This is a genomic window from Sphaerotilus sp. (genome assembly GCF_041083715.1).
Lineage (GTDB): Bacteria > Pseudomonadota > Gammaproteobacteria > Burkholderiales > Burkholderiaceae_C > Sphaerotilus.
In genome coordinates, this window is record NZ_JBFPGY010000319.1 from 1 (window position 1) to 20,396 (window position 20,396).

Here is a 20,396-nt window from a genome sequence, read left to right on the forward strand (position 1 = left end):
GCGCCGGCCGCATCAGCGCCGTCAGCGTGATGAGCGGCGGACCGACCTGGCCCGCCAGTGCGGCCGCCCTGCGCGAGGCGGCCGGAACCCACCCAGTCGACGTTGGCCTGCATCTGAATCTGACCGAAGCGCTGCCTGGGGTTGCGGGCGAGCCGCTGCAGCGTGTGATCCTGAAGGCCGGTTTGCATCTGTTCGACGCACGCGCACTGCGGCGCCGGATCGACCAGCAACTGGACCTGTTCGAGGCCGGCTGGGGCGCGGCACCGGACCATGTGGACGGCCACCAGCATGTGCACCAGCTGGCGCAGGTCCGCAGCGTGCTGCTGGACGCGCTCGAAGCGCGCTACCCGGACACGGCGCTCCGGCCGTGGCTCCGGGCCAGCCGGGCGCCGGCCAGCGCCGACCTGCCGCTGCAGCGCAAGGCCCACGTCATCTCCTGGCTGGGCGCCGCAGAACTGCAGCGCGGTGCCGCTCGGCGCGGCTGGCAGTCCAACGGCCACTTGCTCGGCGTCTACGGCTTCGACACCGACGCTGCGGGTTACCGGGCCCTGCTGCGGCGCTGGTTCGCCATGGCGCAGGACGGCGATCTGCTGATGTGCCACCCGGCCAGCCATGCACCCGCCGCCGATGTCATCGGCACGGCACGGCAGATCGAATGGTCCGTCTGGCAATCCGACGCCCTGCCGGACGATCTCGCCCAGGCAGAGGTGCAGATCACGGCGCTGCGCAGCGTGCTGGCGGAACGATCATCCAGTGGAGCGTCTGGTGCGGTTCGTTCCGCTGAGTCGGAACGTCGAAACTGAACACCCCCCGCAACACCGGGCCGGATGACCACTCGTCCAGTTCCGGCGGCGAACCGAGACGGACGGCGAGGTGTCCCGCCTCGGCGAAATCCGCCAGTTGCAGCCATGGTGTGTGCAGCAGGTTGTCATCGACCACCGCGGGATGCTCTGGCGTGTAGAGGCCGATGATGCCGGCTTCGAAACCCGGTCCGCGCACATAGCGCAGCGCACAGCCTGCTGGCACGGCGGCCACCCACTGCGCGCGCATGGCATCGGCCATGGCACGGGCCGGGTAGAACTCATCGACGCGGGTTCTGGGCGAGCGCGCCAGATCGGTCCAGCGCGGCGCAGTGTAGGCCAGTGCAAACACACCATGCAGCACCAGCGCCACCGTCACCCAGCGGCGCCACTCCGGCTGCACCCGCCGGGGCCAGAGCGCGGCCGCCACGAGGCCCATGAACTGGAAGGTCTGAATCCCCCAGTGGTCCTGCAGGCGCAGTCCCCCCATCAGCGCCGCCACCAGCACACCAGCCACCGGCACACCGAGCAGGCTGGTCAGCCAGACCCACTGCGGCGTCGGACGCCCCTCACGGGCCACCGGCGCCGTGCACGGAACCGCGGTGCCCATGCTGCGCCGGCCGGACCAGCCGGCCACCAGCGCCAGCATCAGCAGCGCCGGTGACAGCACTCTCAGCTGGATCACCAGAAACTTGGTCACCCCGGCCAGACGCTCGCCGGCAGACTGGGACACACCCGATTGCGTCGCATAGGCGACCGTGCTCCAGCCATGCGTGGCCACCCAGGCCACATGCGGCGCCAGCATCAGCAGCGCGAGCGCCACTGCCAGTGCGAGCCCCTGGCGATTCGCGGGACGCGCCAGTGCACCCGTGCGCCACATCGCCACCACCACACCGATCAGCGGCAGCGCCGCCTGGTACTTCGACAGCATCGCCAGTCCGGCCATCACGCCCACCAGCACCCAGCGGCCCGTCTGCCGCCGCGCTGGACGTGCCGCTTCCAGCTGCGTCGCCCGCAGCGCCAGCAGCACGACCGCCGACACGCATACCACCAGCACCGAGTTGTGGTTGAACAGCTGTGCCTTGCCCATGAAACCCTGCTGCAGCCCGGCAAACAGCACGGCCAGCCCCGCACGGTCCTCGCCGATCAGCCAGCAAGCGATGCGCCAGGTCAACACCAGATTCAATGCGATGCAGCCTCCGGCAAGTGCGGACGGCCACCAAGCATGCAAGCCACCCACACGGATCGCGACCGCCAGCATCCAGCTCGGCAGCGGCGGGTGCTTGTGGTAGCCCCACTCCATCGACTGCGCCCAGGACAACTGCTCGAAGTGGTCTCCGTACTGCGCCGTGTTGGTCAACCAGGCAACCAGCACCCAGGCGAACACCAGCACCGCAGCCAGCAGCGGCGGATGGGCCAGCCAGCGGCCCGACCATGCCAATGGCAGCCCACCGTCCGGGAGCCAGGGAATGGGCTGCCGACCGGCGCCGACGGCCAGACCACCCACCCGGGTACCATCCACACGACTGCTCATCATTTCGACAACGGCACCACGGCTACTCTGCTTCACAAATAGGCACGCCCAAAACCCAGGATTGTGCTTGATCCACATGGCATCTCCTACCGAAAACTTCCCGACCTCGGCGCTGCGCTGGTCCTACACCTGCCTGGCGGGAAGCATGGCGTTGGTTGGCAGCTACGTCGGGCTGTCCAAACTGCTGGTCACCGTCTTTCCGATCTTCCTGCTGGCCTGGTTGCGCTTCGGCATCGCCGCAGTGGCCATGGCCGGCTGGGTTCGCCGCCCGGCCAGCGAAGCGCCGCTTTCGCACCACGAACGCGTGCTGCTCTTCTTCGAGAGCTTTCTCGGCAACTTCCTGTTCTCGATCTGCATGCTGTATGGCGTGGCCATGAGCACCGCCCTCGCCGCCGGCGTGATCATGGCGGCACTGCCAGGCGTGGTGGCACTGCTGTCACGGGTCTTCCTGGGGGAGCGACTCACGGGACGCGTGCTGGCCGGCATCGCCTGTGCCGTGGCGGGCATTGCACTGGTGTCGTGGAGTCGGCGTGGCGTCGCAGAGGCACCTGGAGCGGCCAGCACGCTGCCCGGCAATCTGCTGCTGGTGGGCGCAGTAGTCTGCGAAGCCAGCTACGTCGTGATCGGCAAGAAGCTGTCCGGCCGCATCGGCCCGCGCCGCATCAGCGCACTGGTCAACCTGTGGGGCCTGGCGCTGGTCACTCCGCTGGGCCTGTGGCAGGCCCGGTCGTTCGATTTCACGGCCGTTGCACTGCCGACCTGGGCGCTGCTGCTGTTCTATGCACTGGCCGCGAGCGTGGTGACGGTGTGGCTGTGGATGACCGGCCTGCGCCATGTGCCCGCGGCACGGGCGGGGGTGTTCACGGTGATGCTGCCGATGTCGGCCGCCGCGGTAGGCGTTCTGCTGCTGGGTGAGTCATTCAGCACGGCGCAAACCGAGGCGTTCGCGCTGGCCATGCTCGGCGTGACCCTGGCCACCTGGCCCGAATCGCCAACACGCTGAGCAGGTTCTGGCGTCGGATCTACAGGCAGTGCCTCAATTCCACACCACGAGCAATTGTATTGCACACAATTAAAATGCACACACCATGAACACGGACACCAGCTCCAGCCCCGACTGGCTCGCCCTCGACCGGCAGTTGTGCTTCGCGCTGTACGCGGCCTCGCTGGCGATGACCAAGCGCTACCGGCCGCTGCTGGAGCCGCTCGGACTGACCTATCCGCAATACCTGGTGATGCTGGCGATGTGGCAGCGTGACAGCCGCAGCGTCGGCGACCTTGGCGAGGCGCTGTCGCTCGACTCCGGCACACTCACGCCACTGCTCAAGCGCCTCGAAGCCGCGGGCCTGCTGCGCCGTCAGCGCAGCAGCGAAGATGAACGGCGTGTCCAGGTCCGGCTCACCGAGGCCGGCATCGCGCTGCGCCAGCAGGCCCAGGCAATCCCGACCCGGATGGCGTCTGCCGTCGGCTGCTCGCTCGACGAGATCGGCGCCCTCACCGGCGAATTGCACCGCCTGCGCCGGACACTCGCCCAGGCGGAAGGCCTGGCAATCGCATCCTCCAGTTCTCCCACCCCGACCTGAACCCCTGAAAGGATTCACCATGTCCCTCGACAAAGTGCTCTACACCGCCCGCGCCACCGCCACCGGAGGCCGTGACGGCGGCGCCGCCAGCGATGACAGCCGCCTGAGTGTCAAGCTGTCCGTGCCGAAGGGTCTGGGCGGCGACGACGGTACCGGCACCAACCCCGAACAGCTGTTCGCTGCCGGCTATGCCGCGTGCTTCCTCGGCGCGATGAAGTTCGTCGCCGGCCAGAAGAAGATTGCCCTGCCCGCAACCACCTCGATCGCCTCGGAAGTCGGCATCGGCCCGATTCCGACCGGCTTCGGCATCCAGGTGACGCTCAATGTCAGCATCCCGGGTGTCGCCCGCGACACTGCCGACGCCATCGTCCAGGCTGCACACATCGTCTGCCCGTACTCGAATGCCACACGCGGCAACATCGACGTCACGCTGAACGTGGTCTGAGCGAACCGGGACCTGCCCGGCGCACAGGTTCACGCGCGGCGTGACAGCAACCGGAGCAGGATCTCGACGCGGGCCTGCGCTGCGGTGAGCGCACCGGCATCGGGCACCAGGTCGTGCCCGGTCGGCACGATGCAGCCGGAGCCACCGCGCAAGGCCCGCACGACCGCCACACCAGCGGACTGCGCCCGCAGCAATGCCGCCTGAAGCTCTTGGTGCACGGTGCCATTGCCAGTGGCCGCGACAACCAGTCCCTGCACACCAGCCTCCATGAGCAGGTCCACCACCCGGCCATCGGCACCGGCGTGGCTCACCACGATCTGCACTTCCGGCCAGATGTCTGCGGCGAGGACCTGCAGGCCAAGCGGCGTGCCAGCGGGCCAATCGCGCAGCCGCCGCACGCGGCCTTCCTCGACATGCCCGAGCGGCCCGGCATCACCCGCATCGAAGGCATCCGGTCGATACGGATGCACCTTGCGCACTTCATCACCCAGCCAGACCTTGCCAGCCAGCACAGCAACCACCCCCTGCGCACCGGCCACACCGGCAACCGTGACCGCATCCGCCAGATTCTGCGGACCGTCAGGCTGGCTCGCACTGGCCGGGCGCATCGCCGCGGTCAGCACCACGGGTTTGGTCGGCGCCAGCACCCGCTGCAGCAGGTAGGCCGTCTCCTCCAGCGTGTCGGTGCCATGGGTGACGACAATCCCGTCCACCTCGGGGCGATCCAGGTGGATCTGCACCCGCTCGGCGAGTCGCCGCCAGACGGCATGGCTCATGTCCTTGCTGTCGATCTGGGCGACCTGCTCCGACTCGATCGACCAGCCTTCTTCGCTGCGACAGCGCAGCGACGGCACGGCATCCAGCAGCTGCACCACTGCAACCTGACCGGCCGTGTAACCCACGTTGTCGTTGGCGCTTGCAGCCTTGCCGGCGATGGTTCCACCAGTGCCCAGCACCACGATGCGCCGTGGCCGGAGGTTCGGATTCGAATCTGTACTTGTCATTTGCAAATGGCTGTATAAAAATACAGGTACTGGATGTTTTCTCAGTCTACGCAGTCAACGTCACCACCTAGCGAGGAACCCGTGGACGACAGCCCCAAGCTCACCAGCCGACAGCAGCAGATCCTGGAGCTGATTCAGCGCACGATCGAACGCTCCGGCTCTCCACCGACACGCGCCGAGATCGCGTCCGAACTGGGATTCCGCTCGCCGAACGCTGCCGAAGAGCACCTCAAAGCCCTGGCACGCAAGGGCGTCATCGATCTGGTCAGCGGCACCTCGCGAGGCATCCGCATCAAGTCTGACACATTGCGCCGCCTCAATGCGTCCCGGATGCGCGTCCTCGACGAGATGCCGGTCGATGCAGGTCAGGCCGAACGGCTGTCGCTGAGTCTGCCGCTGGTGGGCCGGGTCGCGGCAGGCAGTCCGATTCTGGCGCAGGAGCACATCGAACGCACCTTCGCGGTCGAGTCCTACCTGTTCGCCCGCAAGCCGGACTACCTGCTCAAGGTTCGTGGCATGAGCATGCGGGACGCCGGCATCCTCGACGGTGATCTGCTCGCGGTCCAGAAGACCAGCGACGCCAAGAACGGCCAGATCGTCGTGGCCCGCCTGGGCGACGACGTGACGGTCAAGCGGTTCAGGCGCACGGCATTCGGCGTTGAACTGATCCCCGAGAACCCTGATTTCCAGACGATCCAAGTGCCCGCAGGCAGCGCCGATTTCAGTCTGGAAGGGCTGGCCGTCGGCCTGATCCGGAACACGCTGCTGAGTTGAACGGGCCGTTCAGGCCCGGTCAGGAGAGGTATCGCTTTGGTCAAAGACCTGTGCAGGCCATTGCGCGATCAAGTCATCTCATCGCTGGTCGATAGCTCTGGACATGTGCCAGATCTGCCGACCTCTTGGAGGTCATCCATGCATCCACTGTTTGCCCAGTTGCTTCAGCGACGTGCAACACGGCACGAACCGATCCCCGGACACGTCCTGCGCACAACACTGCCCCCCTCGCGCGAGATGTCCATCCGGCGCCCAGGTGCGACCACCCGCCCTGGCAGCGGAATGGTGCTGTTCATGAGCCCGCCGCCACAGCCAACACTCGGCCGCTCCGGTCCTGTCGCGCCTGCGGCCATCGACATCGTGCTGGAGGACCTGCAGGCACTGGCGCCCTCTGCGGACATGAAAGCCGCACTGGCCATGGCCCCGCGGTCGTCCGAGCAGGACGGTGTCCACCTGCGGATCGATCCGCAGGACCATCAGCGCGTGCGCATCAGCGGCAGCATGCGCGAAGTCTGCGCAGCGCTGGACGCGCTGATCGCTGTGCAATGAAAAAACCGGGCAAGCCCGGTTTTTCGAATCGGTGAACCGGCCAGCAACCGGCCGTACACCGATCAGCCCATGTGCAGACCGCCGTTGCAGCTGAAGTCCGCACCGGTCGTGAAGCCAGAATCTTCGCCCGCCAGCCAGGCGACGATGGAGCCGATTTCTTCCGGCGTGCCCAGGCGCTTCACCGGGATGGTGGCGACGATCTTTTCCAGCACTTCAGGCTTGATCGCGCGAACCATGTCGGTGCCGATGTAGCCGGGGCTGACGGTGTTGACCGTGACACCCTTGCTGGCCATTTCCTGGGCCAGGGCCATCGTGAAGCCGTGCATGCCAGCCTTGGCGGCCGAGTAGTTGGTCTGCCCCGACTGGCCCTTCTCGCCATTGACCGAGCTGATCTGGATGATGCGGCCCCAGCCCTTGGCCACCATGTCGGCCACCACTTGCTTGGTGACGTTGAACATGCTGTTCAGATTGGTGTCGATGACCGCGTCCCAGTCGTCGCGGGTCATCTTCAGGAACATGCGGTCCTTGGTGATGCCTGCGTTGTTGACCAGCACGTCAATGATGCCGTGCTCGGCCTTGGCGCGCTCGAAGGCTTCGACAGTCGAGTCCCAGCTCGCGACATTGCCCACCGAAGCGTAGAAGGTGTAGCCGGCTGCAGCCTGCTCGTCCAGCCACTTCTGTGCATCGCGGGTCGGACCGCAACCAGCGATGACCTTGAACCCCTCCTTGTGCAGACGACGGCAGATCGCGGTTCCAATGCCACCCATGCCACCCGTGACGTAAGCAACTTTCTGAGTCATGTTGTCTCTCCTACTGATTCGAGCCCGCCCCCGATGGGCAGGCTTCAGGCCCGAGTTCGGCCCCTGCCAACTCTGAAAACTCAGCGCTCGACCGTGAGCGCCACGCCCATGCCACCACCGATGCACAGCGAGGCAATGCCCTTCTTCGCGTCGCGTCGCTGCATTTCATGCAGCAGCGTGACGAGGATCCGGCAGCCGGACGCGCCGATCGGGTGACCGATGGCGATGGCGCCACCGTTGACGTTGACCTTGCTGGTGTCCCAGCCCATTTCCTGGTGCACCGCGCAGGCTTGTGCGGCGAAGGCTTCATTGATCTCCAGCAGATCCAGATCGGCAGGCGACCAGCCGGCACGCTGCAGCGCCTTGCGCGCAGCAGGCACAGGACCCATGCCCATGTAGGCGGGATCCAGACCAGCGCTGGCGTAGCTGGCGATGCGGGCCAGCGGTGTCAGCCCGAGGGCGGCTGCCTTGGCCGCCGACATCAGCACGACGCCCGCAGCACCGTCGTTCAGACCCGAAGCATTGCCGGCCGTGACGCTGCCCGCCTTGTCGAAGGCCGGGCGCAAGCCAGCCAGTGCCTCGGCAGTGGACCTGCGGTTGATGAACTCATCGCTGTCGAAGACGACCGGGTCGCCCTTGCGCTGCGGAATCGACACGGCGGCAATCTCGTCCTTGAAGCGACCGGCCTCCTGCGCTGCAGCGGCCTTCTGCTGCGAGGCCAGCGCCAGTGCGTCCTGCATCTCGCGGGTCACGCCGTACTTCTTGGCGATGTTCTCGGCCGTCGTGCCCATGTGGTACTGGTTGTACACATCCCACAGGCCGTCGACGATCATCGAATCGACCATCTTCCAGTCGCCCATGCGCTGACCTTCGCGCGAGCCGGCCAGCACGTGCGGGCTCATGCTCATGTTTTCCTGACCACCGGCGATGACGATCTCGCTGTCGCCATCACGGATGGCCTGGGCACCCAGCATCACGGCCTTCAGGCCGGAGCCGCAGACCTTGTTGATGGTCATGGCCGGCACGCCTTGCGGCAGGCCCGACTTGATGACGGTCTGGCGCGCCGGGTTCTGGCCGGAGCCGGCCGTCAGCACTTGGCCGAAGATCAGCTCGCCGATCTGCTCGCCGGACAGGCCCGAGCGCTGCAGCAGCGCACGCACCACGGTGGCGCCGAGTTCCGGCGCAGGGGTCTTGGCCAGGCTACCGCCAAATTTGCCCACGGCAGTGCGTGCGGCGGCAACGATCACGATCTCAGTCATGGAATTCTCCAAATGCAAAAAACAGAAGTCTAATCAAGTACCCGAGGACATCATCACTCTATCCCAGACTGTCGCCAAACTGACAATCAGACTTTTGCTTTCACGTAACGGCCCGGGGCCGGCTCGATCGCCTTGTACTGGCGGCTGCCGAACGACTTGGGCGCCGCCTTCTTCTTGCCAGCATGCTTGGCCAGCCATTCCGACCAGTCGGTCCACCAGCTTCCCGGGTGGCTGGTGGCGGTATCCAGCCACGCATCGGCCGATTCGGCAGCGACTTCGTTGATCCAGTAGTTGCGCTTCTTCTTGGCAGGCGGATTGACGACGCCGGCGATGTGGCCGGATGCGCCCAGCACGAAGCGATACGGGCTCTTGAAGAGGCGGGTGCTCAGGAAGGCCGAGTCCCACGGCACGATGTGGTCTTCACGCGACGCATACAGGTAGACGGGTGCCTTGATCGCCCCGAGATCCACCTGTTCGCCACAGACCGTCAGCGCACCCGGCACCTTCAACTGGTCTTGCAGATAGGTGTGGCGCAGGTACCAGCAATACATCGCGCCGGGCAGGTTGGTGCTGTCGGAGTTCCAGTACAACAGGTCGAACGGCGGCGGCGTCTCACCCTTCAGGTAGTTGCCGACGACGTAGTTCCAGACCAGATCGTTCGGACGCAGGAAGCTGAAGGTGCTCGCCAGCTCCTTGCCTTTGAGCATGCCGGGACCTTGTGGCGCGTCCGGCCCGATCGTCATCTCGCGCAGGCGCACGGAGCCTTCGTCGACGAAGATATCGAGGATGCCGGTGCTGCTGAAGTCGAGCAGCGTGGTCAGCAGCGTCAGACTCGCGGCAGGATGCTCGCCACGGGCCGCCAGCACGGCCAGCGCGGTGGACAGGATCGTGCCGCCCACACAGAAACCCAGCATGTCCAGCGTCTTGGCACCGGTGATCTCCTGCGTGACGCTGATCGCCTTCAGGACGGCCTTCTCGATGTAGTCGTCCCACGTCGTGGCCGCCATGTCGTCGGTCGGATTGCGCCAGCTCACGACGAACAGGCGGTGGCCTTGTTCGACGGTGTAGCGAATGACCGAGTTGTCCGGCTGCAGGTCGAGGATGTAGAACTTGTTGATGCACGGTGGCACGAACAGCATCGGCTTGTCGTAGACCTGCGCCGTCAGCGGCTTGTATTCGATGAGCTGGAACAGCTCGTTCTCGAACACCACGGCGCCTTCGGTGGTGGCCACATTGCGGCCCACCTCGAACAGCGATTCGTCGGTCTGCGACACATGGCCCTGCTTCAGATCACCCAGCAGGTGGTTCATGCCCTGCGTCAGGCTTTCACCCTTGGTGTCGACGGCCTTCTTCAACGCCTCGGGATTGAGCGCGAGGTAGTTGGACGGCGCGGACGCATCGACCCACTGCTGCACGGCGAAGCGGATGCGGGCGCGGGTTTTCTCATCCCCCTGCACCACTTCGGACAGCGCCATCAGGGTGCGCGCGTTGAGCAGATAGGTGGCCGCAGCGAATCCGGCCAGCGGGTTGTCGCTCCATTCCGGGGCGGAGAACCGGCGGTCCTTGGGCAACGTCACCTTGCCGCCAGCACCCAGGCTGCTGTTCCACAGTTCGCTGGCGCTGCGCAGATAGTCACCCTGGATGCGCGCCAGTTCGGCCGGCGGGATCTGCAATTGCGAAAGGGTCTTGAACAGACCGGCGACGTCCTGACCCAGCTCGGGTGCGTTGAACAGGGGCTTGCCAAACGGGTTCATTCATCTCCTCCGGTGCATGGATGCTGCATTCGAAGGCATTATGCACGCCGCATCCATACAGCCACCTTGCTAACTGCGTTGCAACAGATAACGGAAAATCCCCATGTACTTGGTCGCAATTGCGTGGCTTTATGTCACGTTGATGATGGCGCTGGCTGAAGCCACGAATCCCCACGGAACCATACTTGGCGCCGTATTCACACTGCTGCTGTACGGCATCGGACCACTCGCGCTGGTGCTGTACCTGATGGGAACGCCCGTGCGCCGCAAGGCACGTCAGGTCGAGCAGGCCGAGGAAATGGCCCGGACAGCCGAAGCCCAGCCCGATGCTGCGCCTGACATGAAGCCCCCAGGCTGATGGTTCTATCGGTCGTTCAACGCAGCCAGACCAGTGCCGCCATGCGTCCGGTGCGCGGCGCGTGCCGGTAGGAGAAGTAGCGCTGCGGATGGCTGAGCGTGCACCAGTCAGGAGCACCGTTGTTGCCATGCATCCGTTGAACACCCGCCACGGCCAGCCGTTGGCGGGCGAGTGCAGGCAGATCGGCCAGCCACTTGTCCGGTTGGCTGGCATGGAAGCACGCACCAGGTCGCTCGGGCGACACACCGAACGCCAGCAGCACATCGGCGCCGACCTCGAACCGCGTCGGCCCGATGCATGGGCCGAGCCAGCATTCGATCTCGCCCGCCGACGCATCGGCCAGTGCGCAGACACGTGCCAGCGTGGCCTCCAGCACGCCTCCGGCCAGACCGCGCCAGCCCGCATGCGCCGCCCCCACGGCCCGCCCGCCGACATGCGCGAACAGCACCGGCAGGCAATCGGCCACCTGTATTTCGCAGGCCACAGCCGACGAAGCGGTCACGACCGCATCTGCCACCGGGGGCGTCGCGGGCGGCTCGGCCACCGACTCCAGCAGGTGCACCGCCACGCCATGCACCTGCGACAGGAGCCGCGTCGGCCGGCCGATGATCTCCTGCAGCAATGCCCGGTTGGTCTGCACCGCGGCGGGGTCATCGCCCAGGCCAGCCCGCAGGTTGAAGGCATCGAACGGAGGCTGGCTGACACCGCCCGAGCGTGTCGTCATCACGGCACCGATGCGGGGGTGGGAGAACGGCGGCCGCCACCAGTCGGCAGGCACGCGACCATCGAGGCGCTCAGGCATCGGCATCCGGACACGCCGAGGGTTGCGCCGCCTGGAAAGCCGGCATCTGCATGCAGGTCTCGAAGATGCGCATGACCGTGGGAACCTGGTCCAGGCGGCAGTCGAACCGCTGGGCATTGAAGATCTGCGGCACCAGCAGGCAGTCGGCCATCGTCGGCATGTCGCCATGGCAGAACCGGCCCGTGGCCGGGTGGCCGGACAACTGCCGCTCCACCACCTCCAGCCCGACTTCGACCCAGTGCCGGTACCAGGCGTTCTTCGCGTCTTCGCTGGCACCAAGCTCCTTGACCAGATAGCGCAGCACGCGCAGGTTGTCGAGCGGGTGGATCTCGCAGGCGATGTCCTGCGCGAGAGCGCGCACCCGCGCGCGGCCGAATGGGTCGGCCGGCATCAGTGGCGGCTCGGGGTAGACCTCATCCAGGTATTCGATGATGGCCATCGACTGTGTGAGGGTGGCTTGGCCGTCCTGCAGCAGGGGCACCAGACGCTGCGGCGACACGGCTGCAAACGCCGGACTGGCTTGCTCGTTGCGCACCAGATGGACCGCCTTGTAGTCGTAAGGCAGGGACTTCAATGCCAGCGCGATGCGCACCCGAAACGAGGCAGACGAACGGAAATAGCTATAAAGCTCCATGGTGGACGGTTCCTCTTTGTTCGTGCGGTTGTTTCAGATCATGCCATGCGAAGCATGGCGATACACTGCCGGAATGCTACTGCCGCGACGTATCAAGCACTGCCGAGAGTGCGGATCTCAGGTCCTCTACCAGATCCCCGCCGACGACAATCGAGAACGTGCCACCTGCACGACCTGTGCCACGATCCACTACGAAAACCCACTCAACGTGGTGGGAACCGTGCCCTACTGGGAGGATCAGGTCTTGCTGTGCCGCCGCAACATCGAGCCTCGGCATGGCTTCTGGACCCTGCCCGCCGGCTTCATGGAACTGGGTGAAACCCTCGCGGAAGGCGCACTCCGCGAAACCGTCGAGGAGGCCGGCGCGCACATCGCGCTGGAGGGCCTGTTCTCGATCCTCAACGTCGTCAAGGTCGGACAGGTGCATGTGTTCTACCGTGCCGCGCTGCTGGACACGGTGTTCGATCCGGGCCCGGAAACCATCGAGGCCCGCCTGTTCCGCCAGCAGGACATCCCCTGGCACGATCTGGCGTTCCGCACCGTGCGGGTGACGCTGGAACGCTATTTCGAGGACCGCGCACGCGGTCAATTCGGCCTGCATTGCACCGATATCGGCTGAACCCTTCAGCGTCTACCGACCACACCATGACACTGCCTCGACCCGGCGCCCCCGGAGCGCCTCAGCCGGCGCCTGCCTCCGTGGCGGCCGCCCTCGCCAGACCGGCACCTGCCGCCCGCGATGCGGCCACGGAGCGCCTGCGCGAGGATCTGCTCAACCCAGACCCGCTGCTGGACTGCCTGCTCGAAGTCTGCCGCCTGCACGGCGTGAATGCCTCGCGCGCCTCGCTGTCGGCGGGGCTGCCGCTGCAGGAGGGCCGTCTGACGCTGGGTCTGGCCGAGCGCGCTGCCCAGCGCGCGGGCATGTTCAGCAAGCTGCAGCGCATCAAGCCCAACCGCATCGACGCGGCCACGCTGCCCGCTGTTCTCATCCTGCGTGGCAACGATGCCTGCGTGCTGCTGGGCTGGACAGCAGAAGGTGACGCCCGCGTGCTGATGCCCGAGACCGGCCAGGGCGCGGTCGTCATGGCACGCAAGGACCTGGCGCGGCGCTACAGCGGCGTGGTGCTGTATGTGCGGCCGCATTTCCGCTTCGACGAGCGCACCCCCGAGGTCCGCGCCACCACCAAAGGCCACTGGTTCTGGAGCGCCATCGCGAGCCAGCGGCTGGTCTACCGGGATGTGCTGTGGGCTGCCTTCCTGATCAACCTGTTCGCGCTGGCCTTCCCGATCTTCACGATGAACGTCTATGACCGCGTGGTGCCCAACCATGCGATCGAGACGCTCTGGGTGCTGGCGCTCGGGCTGATGCTGGTGCTGCTGGCGGACTTCTACATGCGCAAGCTGCGCAGCCACTTCGTCGACGAGGCCAGCGCACGCATCGACGTGCAGCTGTCCTCGGTGCTGATGGAGCGGGTGCTGGGCATGCGGCTGGAACACCGGCCGCAGTCGGTCGGTTCGTTCGCCTCGAACCTCCGCGGCTTCGAGTCGGTGCGCGACTTCATCGCCTCCAGCACCGTGACGGCGCTGATCGACCTGCCCTTCGCGCTGATCTTCCTCGGCGTGATGGCGTGGATCTCGCCGTGGATGGTGCTGCCGGTGCTGCTGGCCTTCGTGCTGATCCTGGTCATCGGCTACGTGCTGCAGCAGCGGCTGCACGAGTTGTCCCAGTCCACCTACCAGGCCAGCGCCCAGCGCAATGCCACGCTGGTCGAGGCGCTGACCGGCATCGAGACCATCAAGACCCAGGCTGCCGAAAGCGTCATCCAGGCCCGCTGGGAACGCGCCAACCAGTTCCTCGCACAGACCAATGTGCGCATGCGCGCACTGTCCAGCACCGCCAGCTATGGCACCAACTGGCTGGCCCAGGTCGTCAACCTGAGCATCGTGCTGATCGGCGTCTACCTGATCTCGCAGCACGAATTGACGATGGGTGCGCTGATCGCCTGCACCACGTTGAGTTCACGGGCGCTGGCCCCCGCCGGCCAGATCGTCGGCCTGCTGATGCAGTACCAGGGTGCACGCACCGCGCTGGAGTCACTCAACAAGGTGATGGCCAATCCGGTCGAGCGCGAAGCAGGCCAGAACTTCCTGCACCGGCGCGAACTGAAGGGAGACATCGAGTTCCGCGACATCAAGTTCGCCTATCCCGGACGCGATGACCCGGTGCTGGATGGCATCAGTTTCCGCATCCAGCAAGGAGAGCGTGTCGCGTTGATCGGCCGTGTCGGCTCGGGCAAGACGACGCTGCAGAAGCTGATGCTCGGCCTGTACCAGCCGACCTCGGGCGCGGTGCTGCTCGACGGCATCGACCTGCGCCAGCTCGACCCCGCCGACGTGCGCCGCAACCTCGGTTACGTCTCGCAGGACGTGACACTGTTCTACGGCTCCCTGCGCGAGAACATCACGATGGGCCTGCCCTATGCGGATGAAACCGCGGTACTGGCCGCTGCCGAGACCGCGTGCATGACCGAGTTCGTCAATCGCCACCCGCGGGGCTTCGACATGCCAGTGGGTGAGCGCGGCGAGCTGCTCTCGGGCGGCCAGCGCCAGAGCGTCGGGCTCGCACGCGCGGTGCTGCACAACGCGCCACTGCTGCTGCTGGACGAGCCGACCAGCGCCATGGACTTCTCCACCGAAGCACTGGTCACCCGCAAGGTCACCGAATTCGCCCAGGGCAAGACGGTCGTCCTGGTCACGCACCGCACGTCGATGCTGGCGCTGGTGGACCGCGTCATCGTGGTCGACCAGGGCAAGATCGTCGCCGATGGTCCGCGTGACCGCATTCTGGAAGCCCTGCAAGCGGGCCGCATCGCGAGAGCCGCATGAGCACCAACACCCCCAACGCACGGCAGGATGCCGCCGCCACCGGCCCGGACACCACCGGCCACGGGTCCGGCCGCCTGGGCGCCCTCGCCCGCAGCCTGTTCGGCAAGACCGTCGCCGATGGCGCCGGCCCCCAGGGTCTGCGCGACTTCGAGCACGAAGCCGAAGACATCATGTCCACCCGGAAGACAGCCCGTGCGCAGCGCATCGTGCGCACTGCGGTCGTGATCGTGGTGCTGTTGATTGCCTGGGCCGGCTTCGCCGAGATCGACGAAGTGACCAAGGGCGATGGCCGCGTGATTCCGTCTCGCCAGCTGCAGGTGGTGCAGTCGCTCGATGGCGGCGTGGTGTCCGAGATCCTGGTCAAGGAAGGCCAGGAGGTCGAAGCGGGCCAGCTGCTGCTGAAGGTGGACGAGACCCGTGCCACCTCGGGCGTCAACGAGAGTGCCGCCAACGTGTTCGCGCTCAAGGTCAAGGAAGCGCGGCTGAAAGCCCTGGCGGAAGGCGGCGCCTTCAAACCTCCCGCCGGCAATGGCGGCCCCGACGAGGATCGGATCATCGCCGAGGAGCGCAACCTCTACCTGTCGCGCATGTCCGAACTGCAGTCGATGCTGTCGGTCGTGCAGCAGCAGGGTGCCCAGCGTCAGCAGGAAGTCTCGGAGGCCCTGGCACGGCGTTCGTCCTCCCAGCGCTCCATCGACATTTCCCAGAACGAACTGCGCCGCACCAAGCCACTGCTGGCCACGGGTGCCGTGTCCGAAGTCGAGATACTGCGCCTGGAACGCGATATCAGCCGCTACCGCGGCGAGATGGAGCAGGCCGCGGCCAACATGAGCCGCGCACAGGCGGCCATCGGCGAGTCTCGCCGCAAGGCGCAGGAGACGGAGCTGACCTTCCGCAATGAGGCTCGGCGCGATCTCTCCGAGGTGCTCGGCAAGCTCAATGCCATGAACCAGGGAGCCGCGGCGCTGGTGGACAAGGTGGACAAGTCCAGCGTCAAGTCGCCCGTGCGCGGCCGCGTGCAGCGCCTGCTGGCCAACACGGTGGGCGGCGTGGTGCAGCCGGGCAAGGACATCGTCGAGATCGTGCCGGTCGATGATGCCTTGGTGCTGGAAGCCAAGGTGCAGCCGAAGGACATCGCCTTCCTGCATCCGAACCAGATCGCCACCGTCAAGTTCACGGCCTACGACTTTTCGATCTATGGAGGCCTGGAGGCCAAGGTCGAGAACATCAGCCCCGACACCCAGGTCGACGAGAAAGGCAACGCCTTCTACATCGTCAAGGTCCGCACCGCGCAGCCACGCTTCAGCGAGAGCCAGCCCATCATCCCTGGCATGACCGCCGAGGTGGACATTCTGACCGGCAAGAAAACCGTGCTGTCCTACCTGCTCAAGCCGGTGCTCAAGGCCAAGGCCTACGCCATGCGTGAACGCTGACACGAGCCGTGTCCCGCCGACCCTCCGCGAGCCCCTCATCCGAGGGGCTTTTTCTTGGTCAGGAGGCGGGACCACCCTCGGCCTCGCTATCCTTGGATGATCGCTCGCTCAAGTGCATCAAATCACGTTTTCCGGCGTATTCGCAGCGTTAGCGAAACCGGGTTTGGTCTATTCTGGCGAGGTCGCCTCCGTCGAATTGAAAGAACTCCATGGCCGCAACCAAAGCCACGACCCTGAAATCAGCCCTGCTCACCGGCAAGGCCGGACTGCTGCAGAGTCTGCAGCGCCTGACACTGGACCCGACCTATGTGCCGGCGCGCTTGCCGGAAGGCATGGTCGTGGGCATCTGGGGCGAGGCGGTCGTGCGCACGCCGGACGGCACCGTGCGCGAACTGCACGTGGGCGAGGTGGTCCACAAGGGCTATGTGATCCTGACCTCGCAGAACGGCATCGTGCAGCTGGAGGTCGATGGCGACCGCCTGGCCCGCGTTCCGCCAGACCGCGATGGCCTGGAGCCAACGGGCATCGGCCTGACCGGAGGCGAACCGGGCTCGCTCAGCGACAGCGAACGCGCAACACGCGTCATCGAGGTCGTCAGCCCGAACGGTTTCGACTTCAGCACCATTTCCGGTGATCCGTATGTGCCACCGGGCGTCACGGCCAACGTGTTGGGCGTGGCATCCGGCCTGCCCGGCCTGAGCGTGAACCAGCCGACCGTCGACGAAGGCGCAGGACACGCCGTTTTCACGGTCCAGCTCACCCAGGCGTCAGCGACGCCCACCACGGTCAACCTGACATTGGCCGACGGCACCGCCAATGGCGCCGGGGTCGACTATGGTTCGACAGGGCCAGACAATCTGCAGGTCTCGCTCGACAACGGCCAGACATGGGTCAATGCCACCAGCGTGACGATTCCGGCGGGCACCACCGCCGTGCTGGTGCGCACACCGATCCACGACGACAACATCCGGGAACCGGACGAGACCTTCACGCTGACCGCCACCGTCGTCAGCGGTGACGTCACCACCACGCAGCCGACCGGCACGGCCACCATCATCGACAACGGCGACACGCTGCCGTTCTTCAAGCCGATCACCCCGGTCGCCGTCAATGAAGGCGCCGGGCAGGCAACGTTCACGATCACGTTGTCCGAGCCGTCCAAGGACACCGTCACGGTGCACTACACCACGGCGGACGGAACGGCGACCGGTGGCCTCGACTACACCCCGGTGGCGGGGGTGCTCACCTTCGCGCCGGGCGAGACGACCAAGACCGTCGCGGTTCCGATCATCAACGACAGCCTGTACGAAGGTCCCGAGACCTTCGTCCTCCAGCTGAGCGACCCCGTCAACGCCGGCCTCACTCCGACCGGCCAGGGCACCATCCTGGACAACGGCACGGGCACCGGCGGCACCGACGATGACACGCCGCACGTCGCCAGCATCACCAACCCGACCGCAGCAGAAGGCCAGCCACTCGACTTCACCGTCACGCTGACCCATCCGTCCACGCAGCCCATCGTGCTCGACGTGTTGCCGAAGTCCGGCACCGCCACGCTGGGCGTCGACACCGAACCACCGCTGGTCTCGGTCGATGGCGGCAAGACCTTCACACCGCTCACGGGCACCTCGGTCACCGTGCCGCCAGGCATCGACACCGTCATCGTGCGCATCCCGACGGTGAACGACACGGTCCAGGAGCCCGCCGAGACCATCACCCTCGACGCCAAGGTCCCCGCCGACACCGCACCCACCACAGGCACGGGCACCATCAGTCCGGACCCGAATGACGCGGTCAAGGTCTCGATCACCGGGCCGGCGGAAGTGGCCGAGACCGTGGGCAATGCCACCTACACCGTCCATCTGTCCGGCACCGCCAGCGAACCGATCACCGTGCAGGTCAAGACCGCCGATGGCATCGCCAAGGCCGGCAGTGACTACGTTGCAGTCGACCAGGTGCTGACATTCGCCCCGGGCGAAACCACCAAGACCATCCTGGTGCCCATCACCAACGACAACATCTTCGAAGGAAAGGAAGATTTCGTCGTTGCCCTGAGTGCGCCCACCAACGCCACGGTGCTCGCCACCAGCGCCAGCGTGACCACGCTGATCGCCGACGAGATCAACAAGGACACCGGCGCCAGCAACGACACACCGACCCTGGCCGTCAGCAGCCTGAGCGTGCCGGAAAGCGCCGGCTTCGCGGTCTTCAACGTCACGCTCACCAACGCCTCCAGCGCGGCCACCACCGTCTCGCTCGCGCTGGCGGATGGCACAGCCAAGGGCGGCGGCGTCGACTACGGCACCACAGGCGCCGGCAACCTGCAGGTCTCCACCGACGGCGGCACCACCTGGACCGATGCCACCACCGCCACCTTCGCGCCCGGCCAAATCGGCGTGCTGGTGCGCACCCCGGTGGTGGCCGACACCATCGACGACCCCAACGAAACCTTCACGCTCCACGCCACGACGGTCGCGCCAGTGGGCGGCACGACCAACCCGAGCGCCACCGGCACGGCCACGCTCCTCGAGGTGCCCGGCCTGCTCATCAACGACATCACCGTCAACGAAGGCACGGGCACCGCCACCTTCACGGTGACGATGACCAGTGCGGCCACCGCTCCGGTGACCGTGCACTTCGCCAGCGAAGACGGCACGGCCCATGCCGGCAGCGACTACACCGCCGTCAACGGCACGCTGACCTTCGCCCCGGGTGAACTCACCAAGACCATCAGCGTCCCGATCACCGACGACACGGTCTTCGAAGGTCCCGAGACCTTCAAGATGAACCTGAGTGCCCCGAGCACCAACGCGTTCATCGTCGACAACCAGGGCCTTGGCACCATCAAGGACGACGGCACCGGCACCGTGCCGCCCGGTGTCACGCCCACCGACGACCGCCCGCACGCGACGATCAACGACGTGACCGTCAACGAAGGCGCCGGCACGGCCACCTTCACCGTGACACTGGCCGGCACGGCCACCACGCCGGTCACCATCGACTACGCCACCGCCGATGGCACCGCCAAGGCCGGTCAGGACTACAGCGCCGTCACCGGCACCGTGAGCTTCGCACCGGGCGAGACCACCAAGTCGATCGTGGTCCCCATCCTCAACGACACCGTCTACGAAGGTACCGAGACCTTCACCGTCAACCTGGCCAACCCCAGCAGCAACGCACTGATCACCGACCCGGTCGGTCTGGGAACGATCAAGGATGACGGCACAGGCACGGTCCCGCCTGGCGTCACGCCGGACGATGACCGACCGGTCGTCACCATCAACGACGTCCTGGTCAACGAGGCTTCGGCGCACGCCACGTTCACGGTCACGCTGTCGAACCCGTCGGACCTGCCCGTCACCGTCAAGTACAGCAGCGTCAATGGCACGGCCGAGGCCGGCTTCGACTACGACGCCGTGCTGGGCACGCTCACCTTCGCCCCGGGTGAGCTGACCAAAACCATCGACGTCCCGCTGCACAACGACACCGTCTACGAAGGCGCCGAGACGTTCCAGATCGTGCTGACCGATCCGACCAATGCCAAGGTCACACTGGCCGGGGCCGGCGTGGACACGACCAAGGACAACATCGGCATCGGCACCATCATGGACGACGGCACCGGCACCGTCCCGCCCGGCGTCACGCCGGACAACGACACACCGGCCGTGGCCATCAACGACGTCACCGTCAACGAGGGCGCCGGCACCGCCACCTTCACGGTGACGCTCACCAATGCCGCCAAGATGCCCGTCACGGTGGACTACGCCAGCGCGGACGGCAC

The 20,396-nt window shown here is 66.3% G+C and carries 18 protein-coding genes; 11 read left to right on the plus strand and 7 right to left on the minus strand.

Annotated features, from left to right (window positions below; translation table 11 throughout):
* On the plus strand, nucleotides 1-803 hold an 803-nt coding region (locus tag AB3X43_RS14805), incomplete at its 5' end, for a ChbG/HpnK family deacetylase (RefSeq protein WP_369430630.1).
* Here the strand turns inward: AB3X43_RS14805 and AB3X43_RS14810 are convergent.
* Entirely contained in the window at nucleotides 715-2,322 is a 1,608-nt protein-coding gene (locus tag AB3X43_RS14810) for a glycosyltransferase family 39 protein (protein ID WP_369430631.1), read from the minus strand. The genes AB3X43_RS14805 and AB3X43_RS14810 overlap by 89 nt on opposite strands.
* 88 nt (nucleotides 2,323-2,410) lie before the next feature.
* Between AB3X43_RS14810 and AB3X43_RS14815 the strand changes: the two genes are divergently transcribed.
* The 3 genes from AB3X43_RS14815 (at nucleotide 2,411) to AB3X43_RS14825 (ending at nucleotide 4,362) form a co-directional block, all read left to right on the plus strand.
* Complete coding sequence (locus tag AB3X43_RS14815) at nucleotides 2,411-3,337, plus strand: DMT family transporter (RefSeq protein WP_369430632.1); 927 nt, start codon at nucleotides 2,411-2,413, stop codon at nucleotides 3,335-3,337.
* 85 nt (nucleotides 3,338-3,422) lie between these two features.
* Nucleotides 3,423-3,917, plus strand: a complete 495-nt coding sequence (locus tag AB3X43_RS14820) for a MarR family winged helix-turn-helix transcriptional regulator (protein WP_369430633.1) — start codon at nucleotides 3,423-3,425, stop codon at nucleotides 3,915-3,917.
* 19 nt (nucleotides 3,918-3,936) lie between these two features.
* Nucleotides 3,937-4,362, plus strand: coding sequence for an organic hydroperoxide resistance protein (locus tag AB3X43_RS14825; RefSeq protein ID WP_369430634.1), 426 nt, complete (start codon nucleotides 3,937-3,939; stop codon nucleotides 4,360-4,362).
* 29 nt (nucleotides 4,363-4,391) lie between these two features.
* Here the strand turns inward: AB3X43_RS14825 and AB3X43_RS14830 are convergent, their stop codons facing one another.
* Entirely contained in the window at nucleotides 4,392-5,366 is a 975-nt protein-coding gene (locus AB3X43_RS14830) for an asparaginase (RefSeq protein WP_369430635.1), read from the minus strand.
* Between the two features lie 33 nt (nucleotides 5,367-5,399).
* Between AB3X43_RS14830 and lexA the strand changes: the two genes are divergently transcribed.
* Both lexA and AB3X43_RS14840 read left to right on the plus strand, forming a co-directional pair.
* Nucleotides 5,400-6,140, plus strand: coding sequence for a transcriptional repressor LexA (gene lexA / locus AB3X43_RS14835; protein ID WP_473965132.1), 741 nt, complete (start codon nucleotides 5,400-5,402; stop codon nucleotides 6,138-6,140).
* A 294-nt stretch (nucleotides 6,141-6,434) separates the two neighbouring features.
* Nucleotides 6,435-6,689 carry a hypothetical protein gene (locus tag AB3X43_RS14840; protein ID WP_369430637.1) on the plus strand — a complete coding sequence of 85 codons (255 nt, stop codon included), beginning with the start codon at nucleotides 6,435-6,437 and terminating at the stop codon, nucleotides 6,687-6,689.
* A 62-nt stretch (nucleotides 6,690-6,751) separates the two neighbouring features.
* Here the strand turns inward: AB3X43_RS14840 and phbB are convergent, their stop codons facing one another.
* From phbB to phaC, 3 genes are all read right to left on the minus strand, one after another.
* Nucleotides 6,752-7,489, minus strand: coding sequence for an acetoacetyl-CoA reductase (gene phbB / locus AB3X43_RS14845; protein ID WP_369430638.1), 738 nt, complete (start codon nucleotides 7,487-7,489; stop codon nucleotides 6,752-6,754).
* Between the two features lie 80 nt (nucleotides 7,490-7,569).
* On the minus strand, nucleotides 7,570-8,748 hold the full coding sequence (locus tag AB3X43_RS14850) for an acetyl-CoA C-acetyltransferase (protein WP_369430639.1): 1,179 nt from the start codon (nucleotides 8,746-8,748) through the stop codon (nucleotides 7,570-7,572).
* Nucleotides 8,749-8,834: 86 nt separating this feature from the next.
* Nucleotides 8,835-10,502: a class I poly(R)-hydroxyalkanoic acid synthase gene (gene phaC / locus AB3X43_RS14855; protein WP_369430640.1), complete on the minus strand. Its 1,668-nt coding sequence runs from the start codon at nucleotides 10,500-10,502 to the stop codon at nucleotides 8,835-8,837.
* Between the two features lie 103 nt (nucleotides 10,503-10,605).
* Between phaC and AB3X43_RS14860 the strand changes: the two genes are divergently transcribed.
* Nucleotides 10,606-10,860, plus strand: coding sequence for a hypothetical protein (locus AB3X43_RS14860; protein ID WP_369430641.1), 255 nt, complete (start codon nucleotides 10,606-10,608; stop codon nucleotides 10,858-10,860).
* A gap of 16 nt (nucleotides 10,861-10,876) precedes the next feature.
* Here AB3X43_RS14860 and pgeF read toward each other — a convergent pair whose 3' ends face one another.
* Nucleotides 10,877-11,662 (minus strand): peptidoglycan editing factor PgeF, encoded by a 786-nt coding sequence (gene pgeF / locus AB3X43_RS14865; protein ID WP_369430642.1) that lies wholly within the window; start codon nucleotides 11,660-11,662, stop codon nucleotides 10,877-10,879.
* Nucleotides 11,655-12,296: a maleylacetoacetate isomerase gene (gene maiA / locus AB3X43_RS14870; RefSeq protein WP_369430643.1), complete on the minus strand. Its 642-nt coding sequence runs from the start codon at nucleotides 12,294-12,296 to the stop codon at nucleotides 11,655-11,657. Before maiA ends, pgeF begins: the two co-directional genes overlap by 8 nt.
* A gap of 73 nt (nucleotides 12,297-12,369) precedes the next feature.
* On the opposite strand from maiA, the gene AB3X43_RS14875 reads away from it, so the two are divergent.
* The 4 genes from AB3X43_RS14875 to AB3X43_RS14890 form a co-directional block, all read left to right on the plus strand.
* Nucleotides 12,370-12,915: an NUDIX hydrolase gene (locus AB3X43_RS14875; RefSeq protein WP_369430647.1), complete on the plus strand. Its 546-nt coding sequence runs from the start codon at nucleotides 12,370-12,372 to the stop codon at nucleotides 12,913-12,915.
* Nucleotides 12,916-12,995: 80 nt separating this feature from the next.
* Nucleotides 12,996-15,182, plus strand: coding sequence for a type I secretion system permease/ATPase (locus AB3X43_RS14880; RefSeq protein WP_473965133.1), 2,187 nt, complete (start codon nucleotides 12,996-12,998; stop codon nucleotides 15,180-15,182).
* Nucleotides 15,179-16,615 carry an HlyD family type I secretion periplasmic adaptor subunit gene (locus AB3X43_RS14885; RefSeq protein WP_369430645.1) on the plus strand — a complete coding sequence of 479 codons (1,437 nt, stop codon included), beginning with the start codon at nucleotides 15,179-15,181 and terminating at the stop codon, nucleotides 16,613-16,615. Before AB3X43_RS14880 ends, AB3X43_RS14885 begins: the two co-directional genes overlap by 4 nt.
* A gap of 209 nt (nucleotides 16,616-16,824) precedes the next feature.
* A partial coding sequence (locus AB3X43_RS14890) for a Calx-beta domain-containing protein (RefSeq protein WP_369430646.1) occupies nucleotides 16,825-20,396 on the plus strand: 3,572 nt, incomplete at its 3' end.

What these genes read in the sequence shown, in the direction of transcription:
- phaC (WP_369430640.1), bottom strand. Translation starts at nt 10,502, where the DNA reads ATGAACCCGTTTGGCAAGCCCCTGTTCAACGCACCCGAGCTGGGTCAG.
- phbB (WP_369430638.1), bottom strand. Translation starts at nt 7,489, where the DNA reads ATGACTCAGAAAGTTGCTTACGTCACGGGTGGCATGGGTGGCATTGGA.
- maiA (WP_369430643.1), bottom strand. Translation starts at nt 12,296, where the DNA reads ATGGAGCTTTATAGCTATTTCCGTTCGTCTGCCTCGTTTCGGGTGCGC.
- AB3X43_RS14885 (WP_369430645.1), top strand. Translation starts at nt 15,179, where the DNA reads ATGAGCACCAACACCCCCAACGCACGGCAGGATGCCGCCGCCACCGGC.
- AB3X43_RS14825 (WP_369430634.1), top strand. Translation starts at nt 3,937, where the DNA reads ATGTCCCTCGACAAAGTGCTCTACACCGCCCGCGCCACCGCCACCGGA.
- AB3X43_RS14830 (WP_369430635.1), bottom strand. Translation starts at nt 5,366, where the DNA reads ATGACAAGTACAGATTCGAATCCGAACCTCCGGCCACGGCGCATCGTG.
- AB3X43_RS14850 (WP_369430639.1), bottom strand. Translation starts at nt 8,748, where the DNA reads ATGACTGAGATCGTGATCGTTGCCGCCGCACGCACTGCCGTGGGCAAA.
- AB3X43_RS14815 (WP_369430632.1), top strand. Translation starts at nt 2,411, where the DNA reads ATGGCATCTCCTACCGAAAACTTCCCGACCTCGGCGCTGCGCTGGTCC.
- AB3X43_RS14860 (WP_369430641.1), top strand. Translation starts at nt 10,606, where the DNA reads ATGTACTTGGTCGCAATTGCGTGGCTTTATGTCACGTTGATGATGGCG.
- lexA (WP_473965132.1), top strand. Translation starts at nt 5,400, where the DNA reads ATGTTTTCTCAGTCTACGCAGTCAACGTCACCACCTAGCGAGGAACCC.
- AB3X43_RS14820 (WP_369430633.1), top strand. Translation starts at nt 3,423, where the DNA reads ATGAACACGGACACCAGCTCCAGCCCCGACTGGCTCGCCCTCGACCGG.
- pgeF (WP_369430642.1), bottom strand. Translation starts at nt 11,662, where the DNA reads ATGCCTGAGCGCCTCGATGGTCGCGTGCCTGCCGACTGGTGGCGGCCG.
- AB3X43_RS14875 (WP_369430647.1), top strand. Translation starts at nt 12,370, where the DNA reads ATGCTACTGCCGCGACGTATCAAGCACTGCCGAGAGTGCGGATCTCAG.
- AB3X43_RS14840 (WP_369430637.1), top strand. Translation starts at nt 6,435, where the DNA reads ATGAGCCCGCCGCCACAGCCAACACTCGGCCGCTCCGGTCCTGTCGCG.